This window comes from Duganella hordei (assembly GCF_040369125.1).
Lineage (GTDB): Bacteria > Pseudomonadota > Gammaproteobacteria > Burkholderiales > Burkholderiaceae_D > Rugamonas > Rugamonas hordei.
Window position 1 is genome coordinate 371112 of record NZ_BPWI01000005.1, and the last position, 18120, is coordinate 389231.

General features: G+C 65.3%; 14 protein-coding genes and 3 tRNA genes. 6 read left to right on the forward strand and 11 right to left on the reverse strand.

The genetic code is table 11. From position 1 onward, the window contains the following. Positions 1-21: 21 nt before the first annotated feature. From ABWW33_RS14815 to ABWW33_RS14845, 7 genes are all read right to left on the reverse strand, one after another. On the reverse strand, positions 22-2343 hold the full coding sequence (locus tag ABWW33_RS14815) for a helicase C-terminal domain-containing protein (RefSeq protein ID WP_353402468.1): 2322 nt from the start codon (positions 2341-2343) through the stop codon (positions 22-24). Continuing rightward, positions 2340-3980, reverse strand: a complete 1641-nt coding sequence (locus ABWW33_RS14820) for a VRR-NUC domain-containing protein (protein WP_176653951.1) — start codon at positions 3978-3980, stop codon at positions 2340-2342. The genes ABWW33_RS14815 and ABWW33_RS14820 overlap by 4 nt, the downstream gene beginning before the upstream one ends. Positions 3981-4101: 121 nt before the next feature. After that, complete coding sequence (locus tag ABWW33_RS14825) at positions 4102-4665, reverse strand: phasin family protein (protein ID WP_176653952.1); 564 nt, start codon at positions 4663-4665, stop codon at positions 4102-4104. A gap of 71 nt (positions 4666-4736) precedes the next feature. Next, entirely contained in the window at positions 4737-4946 is a 210-nt protein-coding gene (locus ABWW33_RS14830; RefSeq protein WP_176653953.1) for a hypothetical protein, read from the reverse strand. A gap of 3 nt (positions 4947-4949) precedes the next feature. After that, positions 4950-6107, reverse strand: a complete 1158-nt coding sequence (locus ABWW33_RS14835) for a GGDEF domain-containing protein (protein ID WP_353402471.1) — start codon at positions 6105-6107, stop codon at positions 4950-4952. A gap of 92 nt (positions 6108-6199) precedes the next feature. After that, on the reverse strand, positions 6200-8398 hold the full coding sequence (locus ABWW33_RS14840) for an ATP-binding protein (protein ID WP_353402473.1): 2199 nt from the start codon (positions 8396-8398) through the stop codon (positions 6200-6202). A gap of 109 nt (positions 8399-8507) precedes the next feature. Beyond that, positions 8508-8927 carry a winged helix-turn-helix transcriptional regulator gene (locus tag ABWW33_RS14845; protein WP_353402475.1) on the reverse strand — a complete coding sequence of 140 codons (420 nt, stop codon included), beginning with the start codon at positions 8925-8927 and terminating at the stop codon, positions 8508-8510. Between the two features lie 137 nt (positions 8928-9064). On the opposite strand from ABWW33_RS14845, the gene ABWW33_RS14850 reads away from it, so the two are divergent. Continuing rightward, positions 9065-9913 carry an NmrA family NAD(P)-binding protein gene (locus ABWW33_RS14850; RefSeq protein ID WP_353402477.1) on the forward strand — a complete coding sequence of 283 codons (849 nt, stop codon included), beginning with the start codon at positions 9065-9067 and terminating at the stop codon, positions 9911-9913. 56 nt (positions 9914-9969) lie between these two features. On the opposite strand, the gene ABWW33_RS14855 is transcribed toward ABWW33_RS14850, so the two are convergent. Together ABWW33_RS14855 and ABWW33_RS14860 are read right to left on the reverse strand one after the other, a co-directional pair. Next, positions 9970-10054 (reverse strand) — tRNA-Leu (locus ABWW33_RS14855). A 191-nt stretch (positions 10055-10245) separates the two neighbouring features. Next, positions 10246-10330 (reverse strand) — tRNA-Leu (locus ABWW33_RS14860). 206 nt (positions 10331-10536) lie between these two features. Between ABWW33_RS14860 and ABWW33_RS14865 the strand changes: the two genes are divergently transcribed. Then, the gene (locus tag ABWW33_RS14865; RefSeq protein WP_353402479.1) at positions 10537-12132 is read left to right on the forward strand and encodes an ATP-binding protein; all 1596 of its coding nucleotides are present in this window, start codon (positions 10537-10539) and stop codon (positions 12130-12132) included. A gap of 51 nt (positions 12133-12183) precedes the next feature. Here the strand turns inward: ABWW33_RS14865 and ABWW33_RS14870 are convergent. After that, a tRNA-Leu gene (locus ABWW33_RS14870) sits at positions 12184-12268 on the reverse strand. 322 nt (positions 12269-12590) lie between these two features. Here ABWW33_RS14870 and rnr point away from each other — a divergent pair. The 4 genes from rnr (at position 12591) to ABWW33_RS14890 (ending at position 17363) form a co-directional block, all read left to right on the forward strand. Further along, positions 12591-15059: a ribonuclease R gene (gene rnr, locus ABWW33_RS14875; protein WP_353402480.1), complete on the forward strand. Its 2469-nt coding sequence runs from the start codon at positions 12591-12593 to the stop codon at positions 15057-15059. Beyond that, on the forward strand, positions 15060-15806 hold the full coding sequence (gene rlmB, locus ABWW33_RS14880) for a 23S rRNA (guanosine(2251)-2'-O)-methyltransferase RlmB (protein ID WP_353402482.1): 747 nt from the start codon (positions 15060-15062) through the stop codon (positions 15804-15806). A 121-nt stretch (positions 15807-15927) separates the two neighbouring features. Next, positions 15928-16674 carry a serine O-acetyltransferase gene (gene cysE, locus ABWW33_RS14885; RefSeq protein ID WP_353402484.1) on the forward strand — a complete coding sequence of 249 codons (747 nt, stop codon included), beginning with the start codon at positions 15928-15930 and terminating at the stop codon, positions 16672-16674. 11 nt (positions 16675-16685) lie between these two features. Further along, on the forward strand, positions 16686-17363 hold the full coding sequence (locus ABWW33_RS14890; RefSeq protein ID WP_353402486.1) for a YceH family protein: 678 nt from the start codon (positions 16686-16688) through the stop codon (positions 17361-17363). Between the two features lie 25 nt (positions 17364-17388). Here ABWW33_RS14890 and ABWW33_RS14895 read toward each other — a convergent pair whose 3' ends face one another. Next, a complete protein-coding gene (locus ABWW33_RS14895; protein WP_353402488.1) occupies positions 17389-18120 on the reverse strand; it encodes a hypothetical protein in 732 nt (243 codons plus the stop codon).

Here is an 18120-nt window from a genome sequence, read left to right on the forward strand (position 1 = left end):
CCGGCACTCCATTGCATATTGCTATCGTCTGGCGCCGTTCGATTCAATGCGCCACCAGGCCGGCATCAGCTGCTGGATTTCGGGCCGGCCGAAGCGGTCGTCGATCAGGTAGACGGTGCCGCGGTCGGACTGGGTGCGGATCACGCGGCCGGCCGCCTGCACCACCTTCTGCATGCCGGGGAAGGTGTAGGTGTAGTCGTAGCCGGCGCCGAAGATGGCGTCCATGCGCTGGCGGATCTGCTCGTTGACCGGGTTGATCTGCGGCAGCCCCAGCGTGGCGACAAAGGCGCCGATGAGCCGCGCGCCCGGCAAATCGACGCCTTCGCCGAAGGAGCCGCCCAGCACGGCGAAGCCTATGCCCTCGCTGTCGAGCGTGAAGCGGGACAGGAATTGCGCGCGTTCGGCCTCATCCATGCGGCGCGACTGGCGCCACACCGGCACCTGCGGATGATGCTCGGCGAACTGGTTGGCGGCCTTTTCCATGTAGTCGAAGCTGCTGAAGAAAGCCAGGTAGTTGCCCGGCTGGCGCTGGTACTGCGCGCCCATCAGCTCGGCGATCGGCCGCAGCGACTGCTGGCGGTGCTGGTAGCGCGTCGAGATGTGCGCGGCCACCTGCACCGACAGCTGCTCCGCCACGAAGGGCGATTCGACGTCGACCCAGGCCGTGGTGTCCGGCATGCCGAGCATGTCGCCGAAGTAGTTCCAGGGACTGAGCGTGGCCGAGAACAGCGCCGTGGCATGGGTGCTTTCAAAGCGCGGCTTCAGGTACGGCGCGGGCACGATGTTGCGGATGCACAGCACCGAATTGCTGTGGCTGGCACGCGCGCCTTCGGATTTTTCGATGTCGAACAGCGCGTGCTCGCCGAAGGTTTCCGCCAGCCGCGCGAACAGCAGCGCGTTGAAGTAAAAGTTCTGCAGGTCGGCGTCGACGTAGGCCGGATGGTCGGCCATGTAGTCGGAGATGGCGGTGGCCGCCGTCTGCAGCGCGCCCATGAATTTTTCCGGCAGCGTGGCGTAGGACTGGTAGTCGGCGGACTGGTCTTTTTCCAGCTGGTTCCACTGGCGGTGCACGCGGTCCAGCGGCTTTTTCAATTCCTCCGGCACCGCCTTGCGCAGCAGGCGCAGGCCGGCGTGCTCCATGTCGGCCGAATACATCTTGCGCGCGCGCGAGACCATGTTGTGCGCCTCGTCCACCAGCACGTTGACCTTCCAGTCGTTGAGCAAGGTCAGGCTGTGCAGCATGGCGCTGATGTCGAAGTAATAGTTGTAGTCGCCGATGACGATGTCGCACCAGCGCGCCAGTTCGCTGCTCAGGTAGTACGGGCACACCTCGTGCGCCAGCGCCACGGCGCGCAGCGTGTCGCGGTCCAGCGCGAGGGAGGGGCCGTTGCCTTCGGCCGGCGGCCGCATGATGTCCAGCGCGGCCTGGCGCGCGGCCGGCAGGCGGTCGTAGAAGCCCTTGGCCAGCGGGCAGGACTCGCCGTGGCAGGCCTTGTCCGGGTTGACGCAGGCGCTGGCCTTGGACGCCATCTCCAGCGTGCGCAAGGGCAGCAGCGGCGCGCCGCTGCGGATCACGCCGACCGCGTCCAGCGCCATCTGGCGGCCGGAGGTTTTCGCGGCCAGGAAAAACACCTTGTCGACGCCGTGTTCGGCGCTGGCCTTGAGCATCGGGAACAGGCTGCCGACGGTCTTGCCGATGCCGGTGGGCGCTTGCGCCAGCAGGCATACGCCGCGGTTGCTGGCCTTGTACATGGCCTCCGCCAGCTGGCGCTGGCCGGGGCGGAAATCGGCATGGGGGAAGCGCATCGCCTTCAGCTGCAGGTCGCGTTCGGCGCGGTGCGCCATCTCCTGTTGTGCCCAGTCGAGGAACAGGCCGCACTGATGTTCGAAAAAGGCCCGCAGGCCGGCCGCCGTGTGCTCTTCGTGCAGCAGGGTTTCCTTCTGGCTGCCGATATCGAAGTAGACCAGCGCCAGGTTGACCTTCCGCAGGCCCTGGTCCTGGCACAGCAGGTGGCCGTAGACCTTCAGCTGTGCCCAGTGCAGCGCGCGCTGGTTGTCCGGCATCTTCTTCAGGTCGCCGCGATAGGTCTTGATTTCCTCCAGCCGGTTGGCGCGGAGGTCGTAGCCGTCGGCGCGGCCGCGCACCCGCAGCGGGCCGCATTCTCCGCTCAACGCGATCTCGGTCTGGTAATCGTCGTCGCGGCGCGAGGCCACGACCGCGTGGCCGGCGATGCCTTCCTGCGCGGTGGGCGACGGCGTGAAGCGCAGGTCGAGGTCGCCGGTCTTGGCGGTGAACTCGCACAGCGCGCGCACGGCGACGGTGTAGCGGGCGGACTGCGTCATGCCGCCCACTGCAGATAACAGACCGACACCGGCATCTCGTGCGCGGCGCAATAGGCGATCCAGCGCAGCTGGTTGTCCTGCAGGCGGTCGCCGGGACCTTTCACTTCGATCATGTTGTAGCGGCGCTCGGCCGGCCAGAACTGGATCAGGTCCGGGAAGCCGCTGCGGTTGGCCTTGATGTCCTCCAGGATGCGCTCGAAGGCGCGCCGCAGGTGCAGCGCCGGGATGCAGTCCAGCGCCAGGACCAGCAATTCCTCGTCGATCGCGTCCCAGTACAGGAAGGGCGACTGGATACCTGCCTTGGCGGCGTAGTTGGCCAGGATGGTGGCCCGGTACTGTTCGCCGTCCAGCTGCGCCAGCGCCGCCGCGAACTGCTGCGCGCGGCGGCGCTGGAAGTCGGCGCTGTGCAGGTCGGCCGGACCGCGATGGTAGGGGTGGAAGAACGCGCCGGGGATGGGGCAGAACACGGCGTCCCAGCACAGCAGGCCGAACAGCGAATTGATCAGCGAGTTTTCCACGTAGTAGACCGGCGCGTCGGCGCGCGTCAGGTGGTCGCGCACGACGAATTCAACGTAGTTCGGTTCAGCCGGCGGCGGCAGGCTGAGGTCGATGCGCAGCGCCTGCGCGGCAGTCGCCGGCGGCGGCTTGGCGTGGCCCAGCTTGCGCGCCAGGCGCGGCGCCATGCGCAGCAGCTGCTGTTGTTCGGCCGGGCTTTCCGGTTGCTCCAGCGCCGTCTGCAGCAGCTCGAAGGCGGCGCGCGGCTGCTCGTCCTTTTCCAGCACGCGCACCGCGCGGGCGCGGGCGCCGGGATAGTTGCAGCCGGCGTACAGCGCGTGCGCGGCCTTCCAGTCGGCCAGCTTTTCCAGATGCTGGGCGATCTGGAAGGTCAGCTTGTCGCGGCGGCTGCGCAGCCATTCGTTGTCGTCCGGGCAGGGCGGCAGCGCGGCAATGACGGCGGCCGGATCGTCGCCTTCGATGAAGCGTTCGTGGCAGCGGTGCAATGCCAGGAAATCGTCGATGTCGCGGCGGTTGCGGAAGCCGCGCGCGGCCGGCGAGAACTCCACTTTCTCGTACTGGTAGATGCCGAGGTCGGACAGCACGAACTCGGTCCAGTCCTGGTGGTAGTTGCCGAAGAAGATAAGGCGCAGGCGGTCGCACAGTTCCTGCGCCAGGTTGCGGTAGGCGTGGTCGCCCGAGCCCTGGTACCAGCCGGAGAAGCGGTGCTGGCCGTCGAAGTGTTCGCGCAGCGCTTCCAGCTGCTCGGCCTTGCGCAGGTGCTTGACGTGCGGCGCCAGCTGGAAGATCTTGCCGATCTCCGGCTTTTGCAGCAGGTCGAACAGCTGGTCCAGATCGACCAGCGGATCTTCCTCGATCAGGCCGAGCGCCGCCAGCGGACGGGCGGCCTCGTGCGTGCTGCCGATTTCCGCGTACACCAGTTTGCTGGCGCGGAACACCGTGCCTTTGCGCATGACCATGCGCACGAACAGCGCGCGCGAGGCTTGCGGCAGCGTGGGGAAGGAGGTGATGAAATCGCGTTCCTCGGCGGTCAGCAGATCGTCGTAGCGGTCGCCTATCCACGTCAGTACTCGCTGGAAGTTATCCAGGTAATACAACGGATTTTCAAGAACTTTGATCATTGCGGGGGAGTTGCGGGCGATTAACTGTGTTTATGTACAGTGTATCGTGTTCCGCCTTGCTTGCCCAGCAAAATAAAAAAGCCAGGCGCGCAGGCCTGGCTGATGGGGGAGCTTGCTGCGCTTATTTTTTCGCGGCCTTGGCGGCCTTGGGCGTGGTTTGCTCGACCAGCGCGCTGGCCTTGGCGATCTGGGTTTCCACCGCTTCCACCGCCTGCTTGGTGGCCTTGGTCACTTGTTCGTAGCCGGTGAAGGCGTTGTCGATCGCTTTCTTGACGATCTCCACCGCGTTTTCCGAGCCGGGACGCACGTTCTTGGTCACGTCGTAGATCAGCGCGCTCAGCGTGCTTTTGGCTTCGGTCATGTGGGCGTCGGCGGCACGGGTGAATTCTTCGCGGATCTCGGCGATGATCACGCCCAGCTGCTGGTTGTAGGCCGCGGCGCCGGCCATGCCGGGCTGCACTTTGGCGGCGGCCAGGCTCATGGCGGCTTTCGGATCGGCGGTCTGGCTGATTTCCTTGCCGGCGGCGAGGCCGTCTTCAAGGCTGGATTTGGCGGTGGCCATGTTCAGGGCGACGACTTGCTCGACCCCTTGCACGGCTTTGTTGGTCAGGGCATTAAAGGTTTCAAGCTGAAACTCAAACAGTGCTTTGGTGGCGTTGGCAAATTGTTCGGGATTTGTAAACATACAGTCTCCTCATGATGACGATGGGATGTAGCTGATGATGCCCCGGGGTTCCCCCTGTTGTTGCAGCCCCATTATTTAGCAATAACCAGCTTTTCGCAACGGCTATCTTTGTAGGGCCCGGAGTCCTTTTCCCAGCCCGGCCCCAGCGGCGTTTGCGAACAGCTGAGGTAGCCGTCTATCTTGCTGCGCCACTTGTACCAGGGCGCGGGGCCTGCGCTCAGGTTGGCACAAGACAGGCCCAGCAGCAGGGCGCACATCGCGGAGTGTTTGATTTTTCTCATGATTCAGGCAAGTTGTCGCACGCAGACGCGGTTGCGGCCGCCGTTTTTTGCAGCGTACAGCAAATCGTCGGCGGCTGCGATCATGTTGAGGTGAGCGGTGTGGGTGGCGCTGGCGAAGTCCACGCTGGCCACGCCGAAGCTGGCCGTGACGGCGATCCGGCGTCCGTCGTGCTCGACCGGCGCGGCGGCCAGCGCCTGGCGCAGGCGCTCGGCCAGCAGCTCGCCGCCGGCCAGGTCGGTTTCCGGCAGGATCAGCAGGAACTCTTCGCCGCCGTAGCGCACCACGCTGTCGACGCTGTCGCGCGTCATCGATTGCAGCAGCGTGGCGAAGCGCTGCAGCACCGCGTCGCCGCCGTGGTGGCCGTAGGTGTCGTTGACGGCCTTGAAGTGATCCAGGTCGCACATGATGACGGTCAGGCTCAGCCGGTAGCGCTGGGCCCGCGAGATTTCCGTTTCCAGCAGCTGGTTGTGCAGGTGGCGGCGGTTGTAGCAGCCCGTCAGCGGATCGCGCACCGACAGGTTTTTCAGCACCGTCTGCGCGCTGTATTCGTCGCGCAGCAGCATCTGGTAGCGCCGCGCGGCGACGTAGCCGAACAGGTTGGCCATGGTCAGCAGCGCCGCCATCGTCGCCAGTTCGGCCGTGCGCAGATTGCCCAGCAGCGCGGCCAGGGCGACGAAGCCGGCGGTGGCCGGCAGCGCGATCGCGCCGGCGTACAGCAGCCGGTTCGGGATGTAGATGTAGATCACGGTAATGACGATGGACATCGAAATCGAGTGCAGCGAAAACTCGTTCGGCCGCAACGCGGCGATCAGCAAAAAGCCGGCGGCGCCGGCCGTTTCCACCAGGCTGGCCACCATCCTCGTGATGTAGATCGAACGCGGATAGCGCCGCAGCAGCATCAGGCTGCCGAGCGCGGTGGCCGCCACCATCAGGCGCGCGCCGACCAGCAGCAGCGTGCGGCCGCCGTAGCCGACCCAGATCACGTCGGTGACGGCAAAACTCAGATAGAACAACGAACAAAACAGGAAAGTCACGCGCAGCTGCGCCTGGGTCATGGCCAGGTGATGGCGCAGGAACGCCTTCTCGGTCCTGGCATCGCGATACTCGCAACGCAAGGCCGCCACTTCCGACTTCTGCGATGGGGCAGATCGTGAATGCAAGGCTGGTCTCCGCTATGCCGGCTGGCTGCCGGTCTGGTAGCGTTCATTATACGACTGCAACAATTGCGTATAGGAAAATATTTGACCGGCCTTCAGAGCGGGGCGACCTTGGGCAGGCGCATGGTAAAGCTGGTGCCCAGCACCGGCGTGCTGGCGACTTCGATGCGCCCGCCGAGCACGCCGGTGACGATGTTGTGCGTGACGTACAAGCCCAGCCCCGAGCCGCCCGAGCCGAGCCGGGTGGTGAAGAAGGGGTCGTAGATGCGCGGCAGGTGGGCGGCGGGAATGCCGGCGCCGTTGTCGCTGACGGTGATGGCGATCTCGCCGTTGCCGGCGTCCTGGGCGCGCACCGTGATGGCGCCCTGCGTCAGCCCGTTGAAGCCGTGCACGATGCTGTTTTCGATCAGGTTGCCCAGCGCCTGCTCCAGCGGGCCGGGATAGCTGTCCAGTTCCAGCCAGTGCTCGATATCCTCCACCAGTTCCAGTCCATGCTGCCTGACCTCGCCCTGCATGGCTTGCAGCAGTTTCGCCACCAGGTCGCCCAGCACGAAGCGGCTGCGCTGCGAGCTGGCGCTGTCGACCGCGATGCGCTTGAAACCGGCCACCAGCGCGGCGGCGCGGTTGAGGTTGCGCAGCACCACCTCGTCGGCCGCCGCCGCCTGATCCAGGTAGGCCGCCAGCACCGAGCGCCGCAAGCCGCCCTCCAGGTCGTGCCGCAGTTCGGCGGTGCGCTCGCTCATGCTGCTGGCCATCGTCAGGCTGTTGCCGATCGGCGTGTTCAGCTCGTGCGCCACGCCCGCCACCAGCGCGCCCAGCGCCGCCAGCTTGTCGCGCCGCACCAGTTCCTCCTGCGTCATACTGAGGTTGGACAGCGCCGTGGTCAGCTCCTCGTTGGCATGCTCGGCCTCGTCCTTGGTGCGTTGCAGTTCGGCGGTGCGCGCCTGCACCAGCTCTTCCAGGTGCTCGCGATGGCGGCGCAGCTCGGCCTCGCGCCGGGTGCTGGCGATGGCGATGCCGGCCATGTGCGTGGCGGCCTTGATCAGGCTGCGGTCCTCGTCGGTCGGGCTGCGCGTTTCGCGGTAGTACATGGCGAAGCTGCCCAGCACCGTGCTCTTGTCGAGCAGGATGGGCGTGGACCAGCAGGCGCGCAGGCCGTATTGCGCGGCCAGCTCCTTGTACGGCGCCCACAGGGGATCGTTCATGATGTCGCTGACCACCACGGTTTCCTTGCGGAAGATCGCGGTGCCGCAGGAGCCGACCGTGGGGCCGATCTGCGCGCCGTGGATGGCCTGCAGATAGTCCGGCGGCAGGCTGGGTCCGGCGGCGGACAGCATGGTCGTGCCGTCGTCCGCCAGCAGCATCACGCTGCACAGCACCGGTGGCGCCTGCGATTCCACCAGCAGCATCAGCTTCTCCAGCGTCTCGTTCAGCGGCGCGCCGCGGGCGATCATTTCCAGCAACGCGTTCTTGCCGTCGCGTAGTTCCTCGGCCAGCTTGCGGCTGCTGACATCGACGATGCGCACGTGCATCAGGCGGAAGTCGGGCGTGTTCAGCGGCACCATGCGCAGCTCGCACGCCAGCTGCCTGCCCGAGCTGTGGCGCATCGTCAGTTCGAACACCTGCACCGCGCCGGCCATCACCTGCTCGACCACGGCGTCAAGCACCGTGGCGGAAGACTGTCCGTCCGGCTGCAACGGCGGGCACAGCGACAGCAGGTCGGTTTGCACCAGCTCGGTCTCGGTCATGCCGAACAGCGTGCGGGTGCTGCGGTTGACGTCCAGGATCAGGTTGGTGCCACGCTGCATCAGCACGACGGCGTCGGGCGAGCCGGCCAGCATGTTGTGGTAGTTGACCTCCAGCGTGGCCATGGTCGGCGCGTTGCGCTTGAGCGGCGCCGGCTTGACCCGGCCCAGTTGCAGCAGGATTTTTTCGGCCATGTCGTCGGCCGGGAAGGACAGCGGCAGGTAGGCGGCCGCGCCGGCTTCGGCGGCTTGCTCGCGTTCCTCGCTGTCGGGCATGCCGGACAGCAGGAACACCGGCAGCCCGTCGCCGCAGATCTGCTTGAGGCGCTGGCACAGTTCCAGCCGGGCGCTGCCGGCCAGCGCCGCATCGAGCAAGGCCAGCGCGACACCGCCTTGCGCGGCCAGCGCCAGCGCTTCGTCGCCGCGGCCGACCACCTCCGCCCGCAAACCGTGGCCGCTCAGCATGGGCCTGAGCGTCGCCAGGTCATAGGCCGAGTTGGTGACGATGAGCACGAGTTGAGGCTGATCCGAGGGTGAAGGCTGCATCATGGGCTGGGATGGGCATTCCATAGGCGAATAGGGACCAGTTTCACAGGATGGCGATGCCCGGTCAAGCGATTATGCCGCGATTCGGCCGTTTCTGCCCGATCGTGGCCGATCATGCCGCCTGCCGCGCATTTGCCTCCTGCGCCTGCTTGATCAGGGGGAAATTGTCCTCGATCCAGTCGACCAGCACCTCGAGCCGCTCGGCCGCCTCGCGCCCCAGTGGCGTCAGGCTGTACTCGACGTGCGGCGGCACCACCTGATGCGCCACGCGCAGCACCAGGCCGTCGACGGCCAGCGCCTCCAGCGTCTGCGCCAGCATTTTCTCGCTGACGCCGCCGACCGCCCGCCGCAACTGGCTGAAGCGGTGCGTGCCGTCCAGCAGCACCACCAGCACCAGCACGCCCCAACGGCTGGTGATGTGGCCCAGGACCAGACGCGACGGGCAGTCCGCCGCCATCAGCTGGCCGCGCTGGGCGCTGACGCTGGCGGCGAGGGTGTTGCGCAGGGATTTGCTGGTTTTAGGCTGGCTCATGGCGGTTTCCGTTGGGGCGAGGGTAGATGGGGGATACTTACCAAATTGTACGTACTTACAATTCGTAAGTACAGCGTTTATGATGGTTTCAACCGCGCGGAAACCTCCCCGCGGCAGCCAACCAAGAGGACTACATCATGATTATCGTTACGGGTGCTACCGGCCAACTGGGCCGCCTGGTGATTGCCAGCCTGTTGAAAACCGTTCCTGCCGCGCAGATCGTCGCCGCCGTGCGCGACGTCGCCAAGGCGGCCGACCTGGCCGCGCTGGGCGTGCAGGTGCGCCGCGCCGACTACAGCGATCCGGCGTCGCTGGACGCGGCCTTCGCCGGCGCCGGCAAGGTGTTGCTGATCTCGTCGAGCGAACTGGGCCAGCGCGTGGCGCAGCACCGCAACGTGATAGCCGCGGCGGTGCGCGCCAAGGCCGGCCTGCTGGCCTACACCAGCGTGCTGCATGCCGACACGTCGGCGCTGGGCCTGGCCGAAGAACACCGGCAAACGGAGGCGGTGGTGCGCGCCTCGGGCCTGAACTACAGCCTGCTGCGCAATGGCTGGTACGTGGAGAACTACACCGGCGGCTTGGGCGCGGCGCTGGCGCACGGCGCGCTGGCCGGCGGCGCGGGCGAGGGCAGGATCTCGGCGGCGGCGCGGGCCGACTATGCCGACGCGGCCGCCGCCGTGCTGGCGTCCACGCAGGCGGTCGAGCAGGTCTATGAACTGGCGGGCGATACCGCGTTCACCTTGGGCGATCTGGCGGCGGAACTGTCGCGCCAGTCGGGCAAGGACATCCCGTTCCACAACCTGCCGCAGCAGGATTACCGCGACATGCTGCTCGGCGTCGGATTGCCGGCGCCGCTGGCCGAGCTGATCGCCGATTCGGATGCGCAGGCCGCCAGGGGCGCGCTGTACGATGACAGCGGCACGCTGGGCAAGCTGATCGGCCGTCCAACCATCTCGCTGGCGGACGCCGTCAAAGCGGCGCTGTAAATGAAAAAAGCCTCCATCTCGTATGAACTCGATGGAGGCTTTCTTGCGGAATTCTGTGGTGCCCACGGAGGGACTCGAACCCCCACACCTTGCGGCACATGGACCTGAACCATGCGCGTCTACCAATTCCGCCACGTGGGCACTGTTACTGCTTTGCTGCTTTCTGCCGCGTGTTCTGCAACAGAGGCCCGAATCTTAAAGGACGACCGTGTGGTCGTCAATAGTGTTTTCGTGCTTTTGTGAAATTATTTCATTTTTGCGCAAGCAACCACAATGAAAAAAGCCCCCATCGCGTTTCCGCTAATGGAGGCTTTTCTGCGTATCCGGTAGAGTGGTGCCCACGGAGGGACTCGAACCCCCACACCTTGCGGCACATGGACCTGAACCATGCGCGTCTACCAATTCCGCCACGTGGGCACTGAACTGCTTGCTACTCTCTGCTGCGTGTTCTGCATCAGAGGCCAGAACTATACGGTAGACGCAGGGCTCCGTCAAGGACGAAGAGAAAGAAAATCTTGCTCTCCAGGCATTGCACACTGTATCTTTTGTGGTTTGCATCTTTGCTCACGCTTTCGTAAGCTCTTCATGTTGGCCCCGTCACCTGATACAACCGGAGATAGGCAATGGACATATTGAACAACTGGTTCAGTAGCCAGGGATTCATGCCGCACGGCCACTGCTTCTTGTGGATACCTTCCATCCTGTGGATGAGCGTCATCTCGGACGCGATCATCGCGCTGGCTTACCTGACCATCCCCATCACGCTGCTCTATTTCATCCGCAAGCGGCGCGACATGCCGTTCGACTGGATGTTCATCGCCTTCGGCGTCTTCATCCTGGCCTGCGGCGGCACGCACCTGGCCGATATCTGGGTGATCTGGCATCCCGACTACTGGCTGTCGGTGATACTGAAGGCGATCACCGCCGTCGCCTCGCTGGTCACCGCCATCGTGCTGGTGCGGCTGATCCCGGTGGCGCTGCGCATCCCGAGCCCGGGCCAGCTGGCCGCCGTCAACGCCGAGCTGCAGCGCGCCAACGACGACCTGCGCGCCGCCATGGAGCGCGCCGAGGTGGCCAACCGCGCCAAGAGCGCCTTCCTCGCATCCATGAGCCACGAGTTGCGCACGCCGCTCAACGCCATTCTCGGCTACACCCAAATCCTCAAGCGCGACAAAACCCTGGGCGCGGCGCAGCAGACCGGCATCAGCACGATACAGCAGGGCGGCCAGCATTTGCTGGCGCTGATTAACGACGTGCTGGATTTGTCGCGCGTCGAGGCGGGCAAGATGGACTTCCATCCGAAGGCGGTGGCGCTGGGCGATCTGCTGTCCGTGGTAGCCGACATCATGCGCGTGCGGGCCGAGCAAAAACACCTGCACTTCGAACTGGAGCTGGTGGCCGGCCTGCCGGTCGCGGTCAGCGTCGACGAGACGCGCCTGCGCCAGGTGTTGTTGAACTTGCTGGGCAACGCCGTCAAGTTCACCGACCGCGGCGCGGTGCGCCTGCGGGTGCTGCCGCTGCCGCCCAAGGCCGGCGCGGCCAAGGACCTGGCCTACTTGCGCTTCGAAGTGCGCGACGACGGCATCGGCATCGGCAACGACCATATCGAAGCGATTTTCCGTCCGTTCGAGCAGGTCGGCGATGCGTCGCGCCGCGCCGGCGGCACGGGCCTGGGGCTGGCGATCAGTCGTCAGCTGGTGCAGCTGATGGGCGGCGAATTGAAGGTGGAAAGCCAGCCCGGCCATGGCAGCCGTTTCTGGTTCGATGTGCCGCTGCAGGTGGTCGATGCGCCGAGCGCCGGCGCAGGCGGCGGCCACGTCGCCACCGGCTACACCGGGCCGCGCAAGACCATCCTGGTGGTGGACGACGTGGCGACCAACCGCGCCTTGATGCGCGACCTGCTGGGCGCGCTGGACTTCCGCATGCTGGAGGCCGACAACGGCGTCAGCGCCTTGCGCCAGATGGAGCAAGGCGTGCCCGACCTGGTGCTGCTGGACATGATGATGCCGGACATGGACGGCATCGAAACCATGCGCCGACTGCGGGCGGACGCGCGCACGGCCCACACGCCGGTGCTGATGATTTCGGCCAGTTCGACGATGGAAGAGGAGGAGCGTTCGCTCGAGGTCGGCGCCAATGCCTTCCTCAGCAAGCCGGTCGACGAGCAGGCGCTGCTGCGCGAGATCCGCGCCCAGCTCAAGCTGAAGTGGACGGAATGAAAAAAGCCTCCATCTCGTATGAACTCGATGGAGGCTTTTTGCGGAATTTTGTGGTGCCCACGGAGGGACTCGAACCCCCACACCTTGCGGCACATGGACCTGAACCATGCGCGTCTACCAATTCCGCCACGTGGGCACTGATGCTTCTAAACAACTCTGCTATTATAACGACGGGGAGAGTTTCGCGCCAGATGAACTTTCATTCCTTACTGCACATCAACCCTGTCTAGCAATTCTCGCGTTGCTGCTGCGAGAGACCAAGATTATAGAGCAATCCTGAGCATTGTCAAACGCCATTTTCTAAAAATCCCGGTGAAATTTGCGAAGGGGCCCTCAAATTGGTCAAGGGCAGCGTTTCCAAGTACACTATGGCTGTCGTCATGACATATATATGCACCTGACGGACTTGCCAGGCCGGATTTCCTCTGAATACTGTCAATATAACTACAGAAATACTTTTGAACCAATCTACCCACACCATTCCCAGCCGGGAGGAAATTCTCGGCATCTTCCGCAGCGCTAAGGCGCCGCTTGACCTGCGCGCACTGTCGAAGTCGCTGAAGGTCGCGACCGACGCCCAAGCCGTGTTGTCGCGCCGCCTGAACGCCATGCAGCGCGACGGCCAGATCGTCTCCGATGACAATGGCCACTTCTCGCTGGCCACCGAAACCGGCTTCGTTGCGGGGCGCGTCAGCAGCCACCGCGACGGCTTCGGCTTCGTCATCCCGGACGAGCCGGGCGAAGACCTGTTCCTGCCCGAGAAGGAAATGCAGAAAGTGCTGCACGGCGACCGCGTGTTGGCCAAGATCGTCGGCGTCGACCGCCGCGGCCGGCCGGAGGGCACCATCGTCGAAGTGGTCACCCGCGCCAACACCCACATCATCGGCCGCCTGCTCAACGAGAACGGCGCCTGGATCGTCGCGCCGGAAGACAAGCGCATCGCCCAGGACATCCTGGTCGAAGGCTCGATCGGCAAGGCCAAGTCGGGCCAGATCGTCAGCGTCGAACTGACCGAGCAGCCGATGCGCTTCAAGCAGCCGGTCGGCAAGATCGTTGAAGTACTGGGCTCGCTGGACGACCCCGGCATGGAAATCGAAATCGCCGTGCGCAAGTTCGGCGTGCCGCACATCTTCTCGGACGCCGCGCTCAAGCAGGCCAACAAGCTGCCCGACCACGTGCGCGACGCCGACCTGGCCGACCGCGTCGACCTGCGCGACATCCCGATGGTGACCATCGACGGCGAAGACGCGCGCGACTTCGACGACGCGGTCTACTGCGAACCGGTCAAGATCGGCCGCACCAGCGCCTACCGCCTGATCGTCGCGATCGCCGACGTCAGCCACTACGTCAAGCCGAACGACGCGCTCGACGCCGACGCGCTGGAGCGCAGCACCTCGGTCTACTTCCCGCGCCGCGTGATTCCGATGCTGCCGGAGAAGCTGTCGAACGGCCTGTGCTCGCTGAACCCGGCCGTCGACCGTTTGACCCTGGTGTGCGACGCCGTCGTCACCGCCAAGGGCGAGGTCAAGGCTTACCAGTTCTACCCGGCCGTGATCCACTCGGCCGCGCGCCTGACCTACACCGAAGTGGCGGACATCCTCGGCAACACCAAGGGGCCCGAGGCGGCGCGCCGCCCGGGCATCGTGCCGCACCTGCTGAACCTGTACGAGGTCTACCACGCGCTGCTGAAGGCGCGCACCGAGCGCGGCGCGATCGACTTCGAGACCACCGAGACCTACATCGTCTGCAACCCGTCCGGCAAGATCGAAAAGATCATCCCGCGCACCCGCAACGACGCGCACAAGCTGATCGAAGAATGCATGTTGACCGCCAACGTCTGCGCGGCCGACCTGCTGATCCGCCACAAGCATCCCGGCACCTACCGCATCCACGCCAGCCCGACCGCTGAAAAGCTCAAGCAGGTGCGCACCTTCCTCAAGCAGGTGGGCCTGAACCTGAACGGTGGCGACAAGCCGGCCGCCGGCGATTACGCCGAGCTGATGAAGCAGGTCAAGCAGCGTCCGGACGCGTCGCTGCTGCAAACCATGCTGCTGCGCTCGATGCAGCAGGCGGTCTACTCGCCCGACAACATCGGCCACTTCGGCCTGGCGTACGAGGCGTATGCCCACTTCACCAGCCCGATCCGCCGTTATCCGGACTTGCTGACGCACCGCGCCATCAAGGCCATCCTGCTGGGCAAGAAATACGAGCCTAAGATCGCCAGCACCAGCGTGCTGAACACGAACGTGTCCAACGCCACGCGCAAGCAGCAGGCCAAGGACAAGGCCGAGGGCAAGGAAAAGAAAGCCGTCGACCTGACCGTGTGGGACGCGCTGGGCGTGCACTGCTCGGCCAACGAACGTCGCGCGGACGAAGCGTCGCGCGATGTCGAGGCCTGGCTGAAGTGCTACTTCATGCAGGACAAGCTGGGCGAGGAATACACCGGCGTCATCACCGGCGTGACCACCTTCGGCATCTTCGTGCAGCTGGACCAGCTGTTCGTCGAAGGCCTGGTGCACGTGACCGACCTCGGCGCCGATTACTTCCAGTACGACGACGCCCGCCACGAACTGCGCGGCGAGCGCACCGGCAAGCGTTTCCAGCTGACCGACCGCGTCAATGTGCAAGTGGTGCGCGTGGACCTGGAGTCGCGCAAGATCGACCTGCGCCTGGCCGGCGTCGACGCGCCGCCGCCGAAGGCAGACGGGCCGTCGAAGGACCGCAAGACCAACATCAAGCCTGGCCCGGCCGTGCCAAAAGCGCAGCCGACCGCGGCGGCTCCCAAAGCCGCTGCGAAGTCCGCGGCAAAACCGGCAGCCAAACCTGCCGGGAACGCGCGCAACGGCCGCAAGACTAATGCCGGGGCGGTTGCCCCGGTAGCACCCCGAGCGGCGAAGCCTGTCTCAAAAAGTAAAAAGAAGCGATAAATGAGTAAGAATAAAATGATTTTTGGTTTCCACGCCGTGACCTCGCGTTTGCGTCATGAGGCTTCGTCCGTGGAAGAGATTTTCGTCGACATCGGCCGCGACGACCGCCGCATGAAGGACTTGGTGGCCAACGCCAAGGCCGCCGGCGTGCGCGTGATGCCGGTCGATTCAGCACGTCTGGACAAGATTGTCGGCACCCGCCGTCACCAGGGCGTGATCGCTTTCGCGTCGCAGCTGTCGCTGGCACGCAATCTGGATGAACTGCTTGACGCCATCGACGGCCCGCCGCTGCTGCTGGTGCTGGACGGCATCACCGATCCGCACAACCTGGGCGCCTGCCTGCGCGTGGCCGACGGCGTCGGCGCCCATGCGGTGATCGTGCCGAAGGACCGCGCGGTCGGCTTGAACGCCACCGCCGCCAAGGTCGCCAGCGGCGCGGCCGAGACGGTGCCTTACATCACCGTGACCAACCTGGCGCGCACCCTGCGCGACCTGAAGGACCGCGACATCTGGCTGATCGGCACGTCCGACGACGGCGAAAAAGGTTTGTACGAAGCCGACTTCACCGGCCCGACCGCGCTGGTCATGGGTTCGGAAGGCGAGGGCATGCGCCGCCTGACCCGCGAGACCTGCGACATGCTGGTGTCCATTCCCATGTTCGGTTCGGTCGAGAGCCTGAACGTGTCCGTCGCATCGGGCGTCTGTCTGTACGAAGCGCGCCGCCAGCGTATCGCCAAGGACATCTAAGCGACACGCATATCCGGCGGCCTGTTACGAGGGCCGCCGTCTCCCTCCCAGCAAGCCGCTTTCCAGCAACCACCGACCGAATACGCTACCATTAGCGTTTCAGTTGCCATCCTGATCATCCATGTTCCACCATTTGCGCCAAGACATTAACAGCATCATCGAACGCGATCCCGCGGCCCGCAACGCCTGGGAGGTGCTGACCTGTTACCCCGGCCTGCAGGCGATCGTCATGCACCGCTGGGCGCACTGGTGCTGGACGCACGGCTTGAAATGGCTGGGGCGGTTCATCTCCTACCTGGCCCGCATCGTCACCGGCATCGAGATCCATCCCGGCGCCACCATCGGCCGCCGCGTGTTCATCGACCACGGTTTCGGCGTGGTCATCGGCGAGACGGCCGAGGTGGGCGACGACTGCACCATCTACCAGGGCGTGACGCTGGGCGGCACCTCGCTGCACACCGGCACCAAGCGCCATCCGACCCTGGCGCGCGGCGTCATCGTCGGCGCCGGCGCCAAGGTGCTGGGCGGCTTTACCGTGGGCGAGTACGCCAAGGTCGGCTCGAACGCCGTGCTGCTGAAGCCGGTGCCGCCGGGCGCCACGGCGGTCGGCAATCCGGCGCACATCGTGCAAAAGGACGTGGCGGCGGGCGCCAGCGCGACCGCCAACCTGTTCTCCGCCTACGGCGTCACGCCCAACGGCGACGACCCGTTGTCGAAGGCCCTGCACGGCCTGATCAACCACGCCGTCAAGCAGGAAGAGCAGATCGAGCGCATCCTGGCGACGATGAAGGCGGCGGGGCTGCAATGCCAGGGCGTGCCCGAATGTGATAAATTGAATTCCGACCAACTGAACAAGCTTGTCGAATAAGGATGCCGGATATGGAATCATCGCCCGATGGCGTGGAAGTGCTGGACCCGTTTGAAATCCGCGTGCTGGCCGTGCTGGCCGAAAAGGAAGCGCTGACGCCGGATAACTACCCGCTGTCGCTGAACGCGCTGGTGAACGGCTGCAATCAGCTGTCGAGCCGGGATCCGGTGATGTCGTTGTCGGAAGAGACGGTGGCCGACGTGCTGCAGCGGCTGATGCAGCGCAAGTACGTCAACGGCATCACCCAGGCGGGCGCGCGCGTGACCAAGTACGAGCACCGCATGCGCATCAAGTGGTCGCTGGAGCAGGACAAGCTGGCCGTGCTGACGATACTGATGCTGCGCGGCCTGCAGACGGCGGGCGAAATCCGCACCCGCACCGGCCGCCTGCACGACTTCAAGTCGGTGGGCGATGTCGAGCTGGCGCTGCAATTCCTGATCGACAAATACCCGCCGCTGGTGTCGCGCCTGGCCCTGGCGCCCGGCACCAAGGAGCCGCGCTACGGCCAGCTGCTGGGCGGGGAAGAAGCCCTGGCCCGCGAAGAAACCGCCGCCGGCCTGGGCGGCTCGGTCAGTTCGGCGGGGCAGGGCGGCCGCGTCGCCGCGCTGGAGCAGGAAGTCCAGCAACTGCGCCAGCAAGTCGAAGAGCTGACCGCCCAGTTCGCCGAATTCCGCAAGCAGTTCGAATAAATCCCTGGGGCGAACCCCCGGGGTGTTACTCGAACTCGATCAGCGCGTCGTTGGAGTAGGATTTGTCGCTCAGCGGCACCGAGTAGAATTTGCCGTAGTCGTCGACCTTGAGCTCCAGCCGCCGGTTGCCGTCGACCAGCGTGGCGCCGGTGATTTCGCGATCGCTGCGCACGCTCATCTTGAAGTCCTTGAACGAACACCAATCCGTGGTCAGCGTCAGCGTATTGATCGTTGCACGCATCAGGAAGGGGATGTAGTTCTTGGCGATCGCCATCAGCACCCGGCACTCCAGCCGGATATCGCCCAGCCGCCGCATGTTGGCCGGCACGCCGGCGCTGCGCACGTCCGGCATCCAGCCGTAGTAGCTTTTCTTCTGGTTCAGCACCACGTCGGCGTTGTCGTCCTCCGCGGCCCGGTCGCGCGGCAGGGTGAAGGTGTGATCCTCCGCCAGCGGCAGCGCGATGTCGGTTTCCTTGCCGGACAGGCGCAGCGTCAGGCTGTCCATGGCGCCGGCCGGCGCCTTGCCCTTGGTGTGCAGGCGGAAGCGCAGTTGCGCCGCATCCGGCGCCAGCGCGTGCTGGTCGTCAAAGGCGTCCAGGCCGGACAGCATGTAGCGATAGGGCTGCATTTCCGGACTGCGGGTGCCGTTGATGATCACCATCTGGTCCGGCGCGGTTTCGGGTTCGCCCGCCGCGGCCTGCGGCGAGGCCGCCGCGGCCGCCAGCAGCGCGGCGCTCATCAGGTGCTTGAGCGTCAT

What these genes read in the sequence shown, in the direction of transcription:
- ABWW33_RS14815 (WP_353402468.1), bottom strand. Translation starts at nt 2,343, where the DNA reads ATGACGCAGTCCGCCCGCTACACCGTCGCCGTGCGCGCGCTGTGCGAG.
- ABWW33_RS14820 (WP_176653951.1), bottom strand. Translation starts at nt 3,980, where the DNA reads ATGATCAAAGTTCTTGAAAATCCGTTGTATTACCTGGATAACTTCCAG.
- ABWW33_RS14825 (WP_176653952.1), bottom strand. Translation starts at nt 4,665, where the DNA reads ATGTTTACAAATCCCGAACAATTTGCCAACGCCACCAAAGCACTGTTT.
- ABWW33_RS14830 (WP_176653953.1), bottom strand. Translation starts at nt 4,946, where the DNA reads ATGAGAAAAATCAAACACTCCGCGATGTGCGCCCTGCTGCTGGGCCTG.
- ABWW33_RS14840 (WP_353402473.1), bottom strand. Translation starts at nt 8,398, where the DNA reads ATGATGCAGCCTTCACCCTCGGATCAGCCTCAACTCGTGCTCATCGTC.
- ABWW33_RS14845 (WP_353402475.1), bottom strand. Translation starts at nt 8,927, where the DNA reads ATGAGCCAGCCTAAAACCAGCAAATCCCTGCGCAACACCCTCGCCGCC.
- ABWW33_RS14850 (WP_353402477.1), top strand. Translation starts at nt 9,065, where the DNA reads ATGATTATCGTTACGGGTGCTACCGGCCAACTGGGCCGCCTGGTGATT.
- ABWW33_RS14865 (WP_353402479.1), top strand. Translation starts at nt 10,537, where the DNA reads ATGGACATATTGAACAACTGGTTCAGTAGCCAGGGATTCATGCCGCAC.
- rlmB (WP_353402482.1), top strand. Translation starts at nt 15,060, where the DNA reads ATGAGTAAGAATAAAATGATTTTTGGTTTCCACGCCGTGACCTCGCGT.
- cysE (WP_353402484.1), top strand. Translation starts at nt 15,928, where the DNA reads ATGTTCCACCATTTGCGCCAAGACATTAACAGCATCATCGAACGCGAT.
- ABWW33_RS14890 (WP_353402486.1), top strand. Translation starts at nt 16,686, where the DNA reads ATGGAATCATCGCCCGATGGCGTGGAAGTGCTGGACCCGTTTGAAATC.
- ABWW33_RS14895 (WP_353402488.1), bottom strand. Translation starts at nt 18,120, where the DNA reads ATGACGCTCAAGCACCTGATGAGCGCCGCGCTGCTGGCGGCCGCGGCG.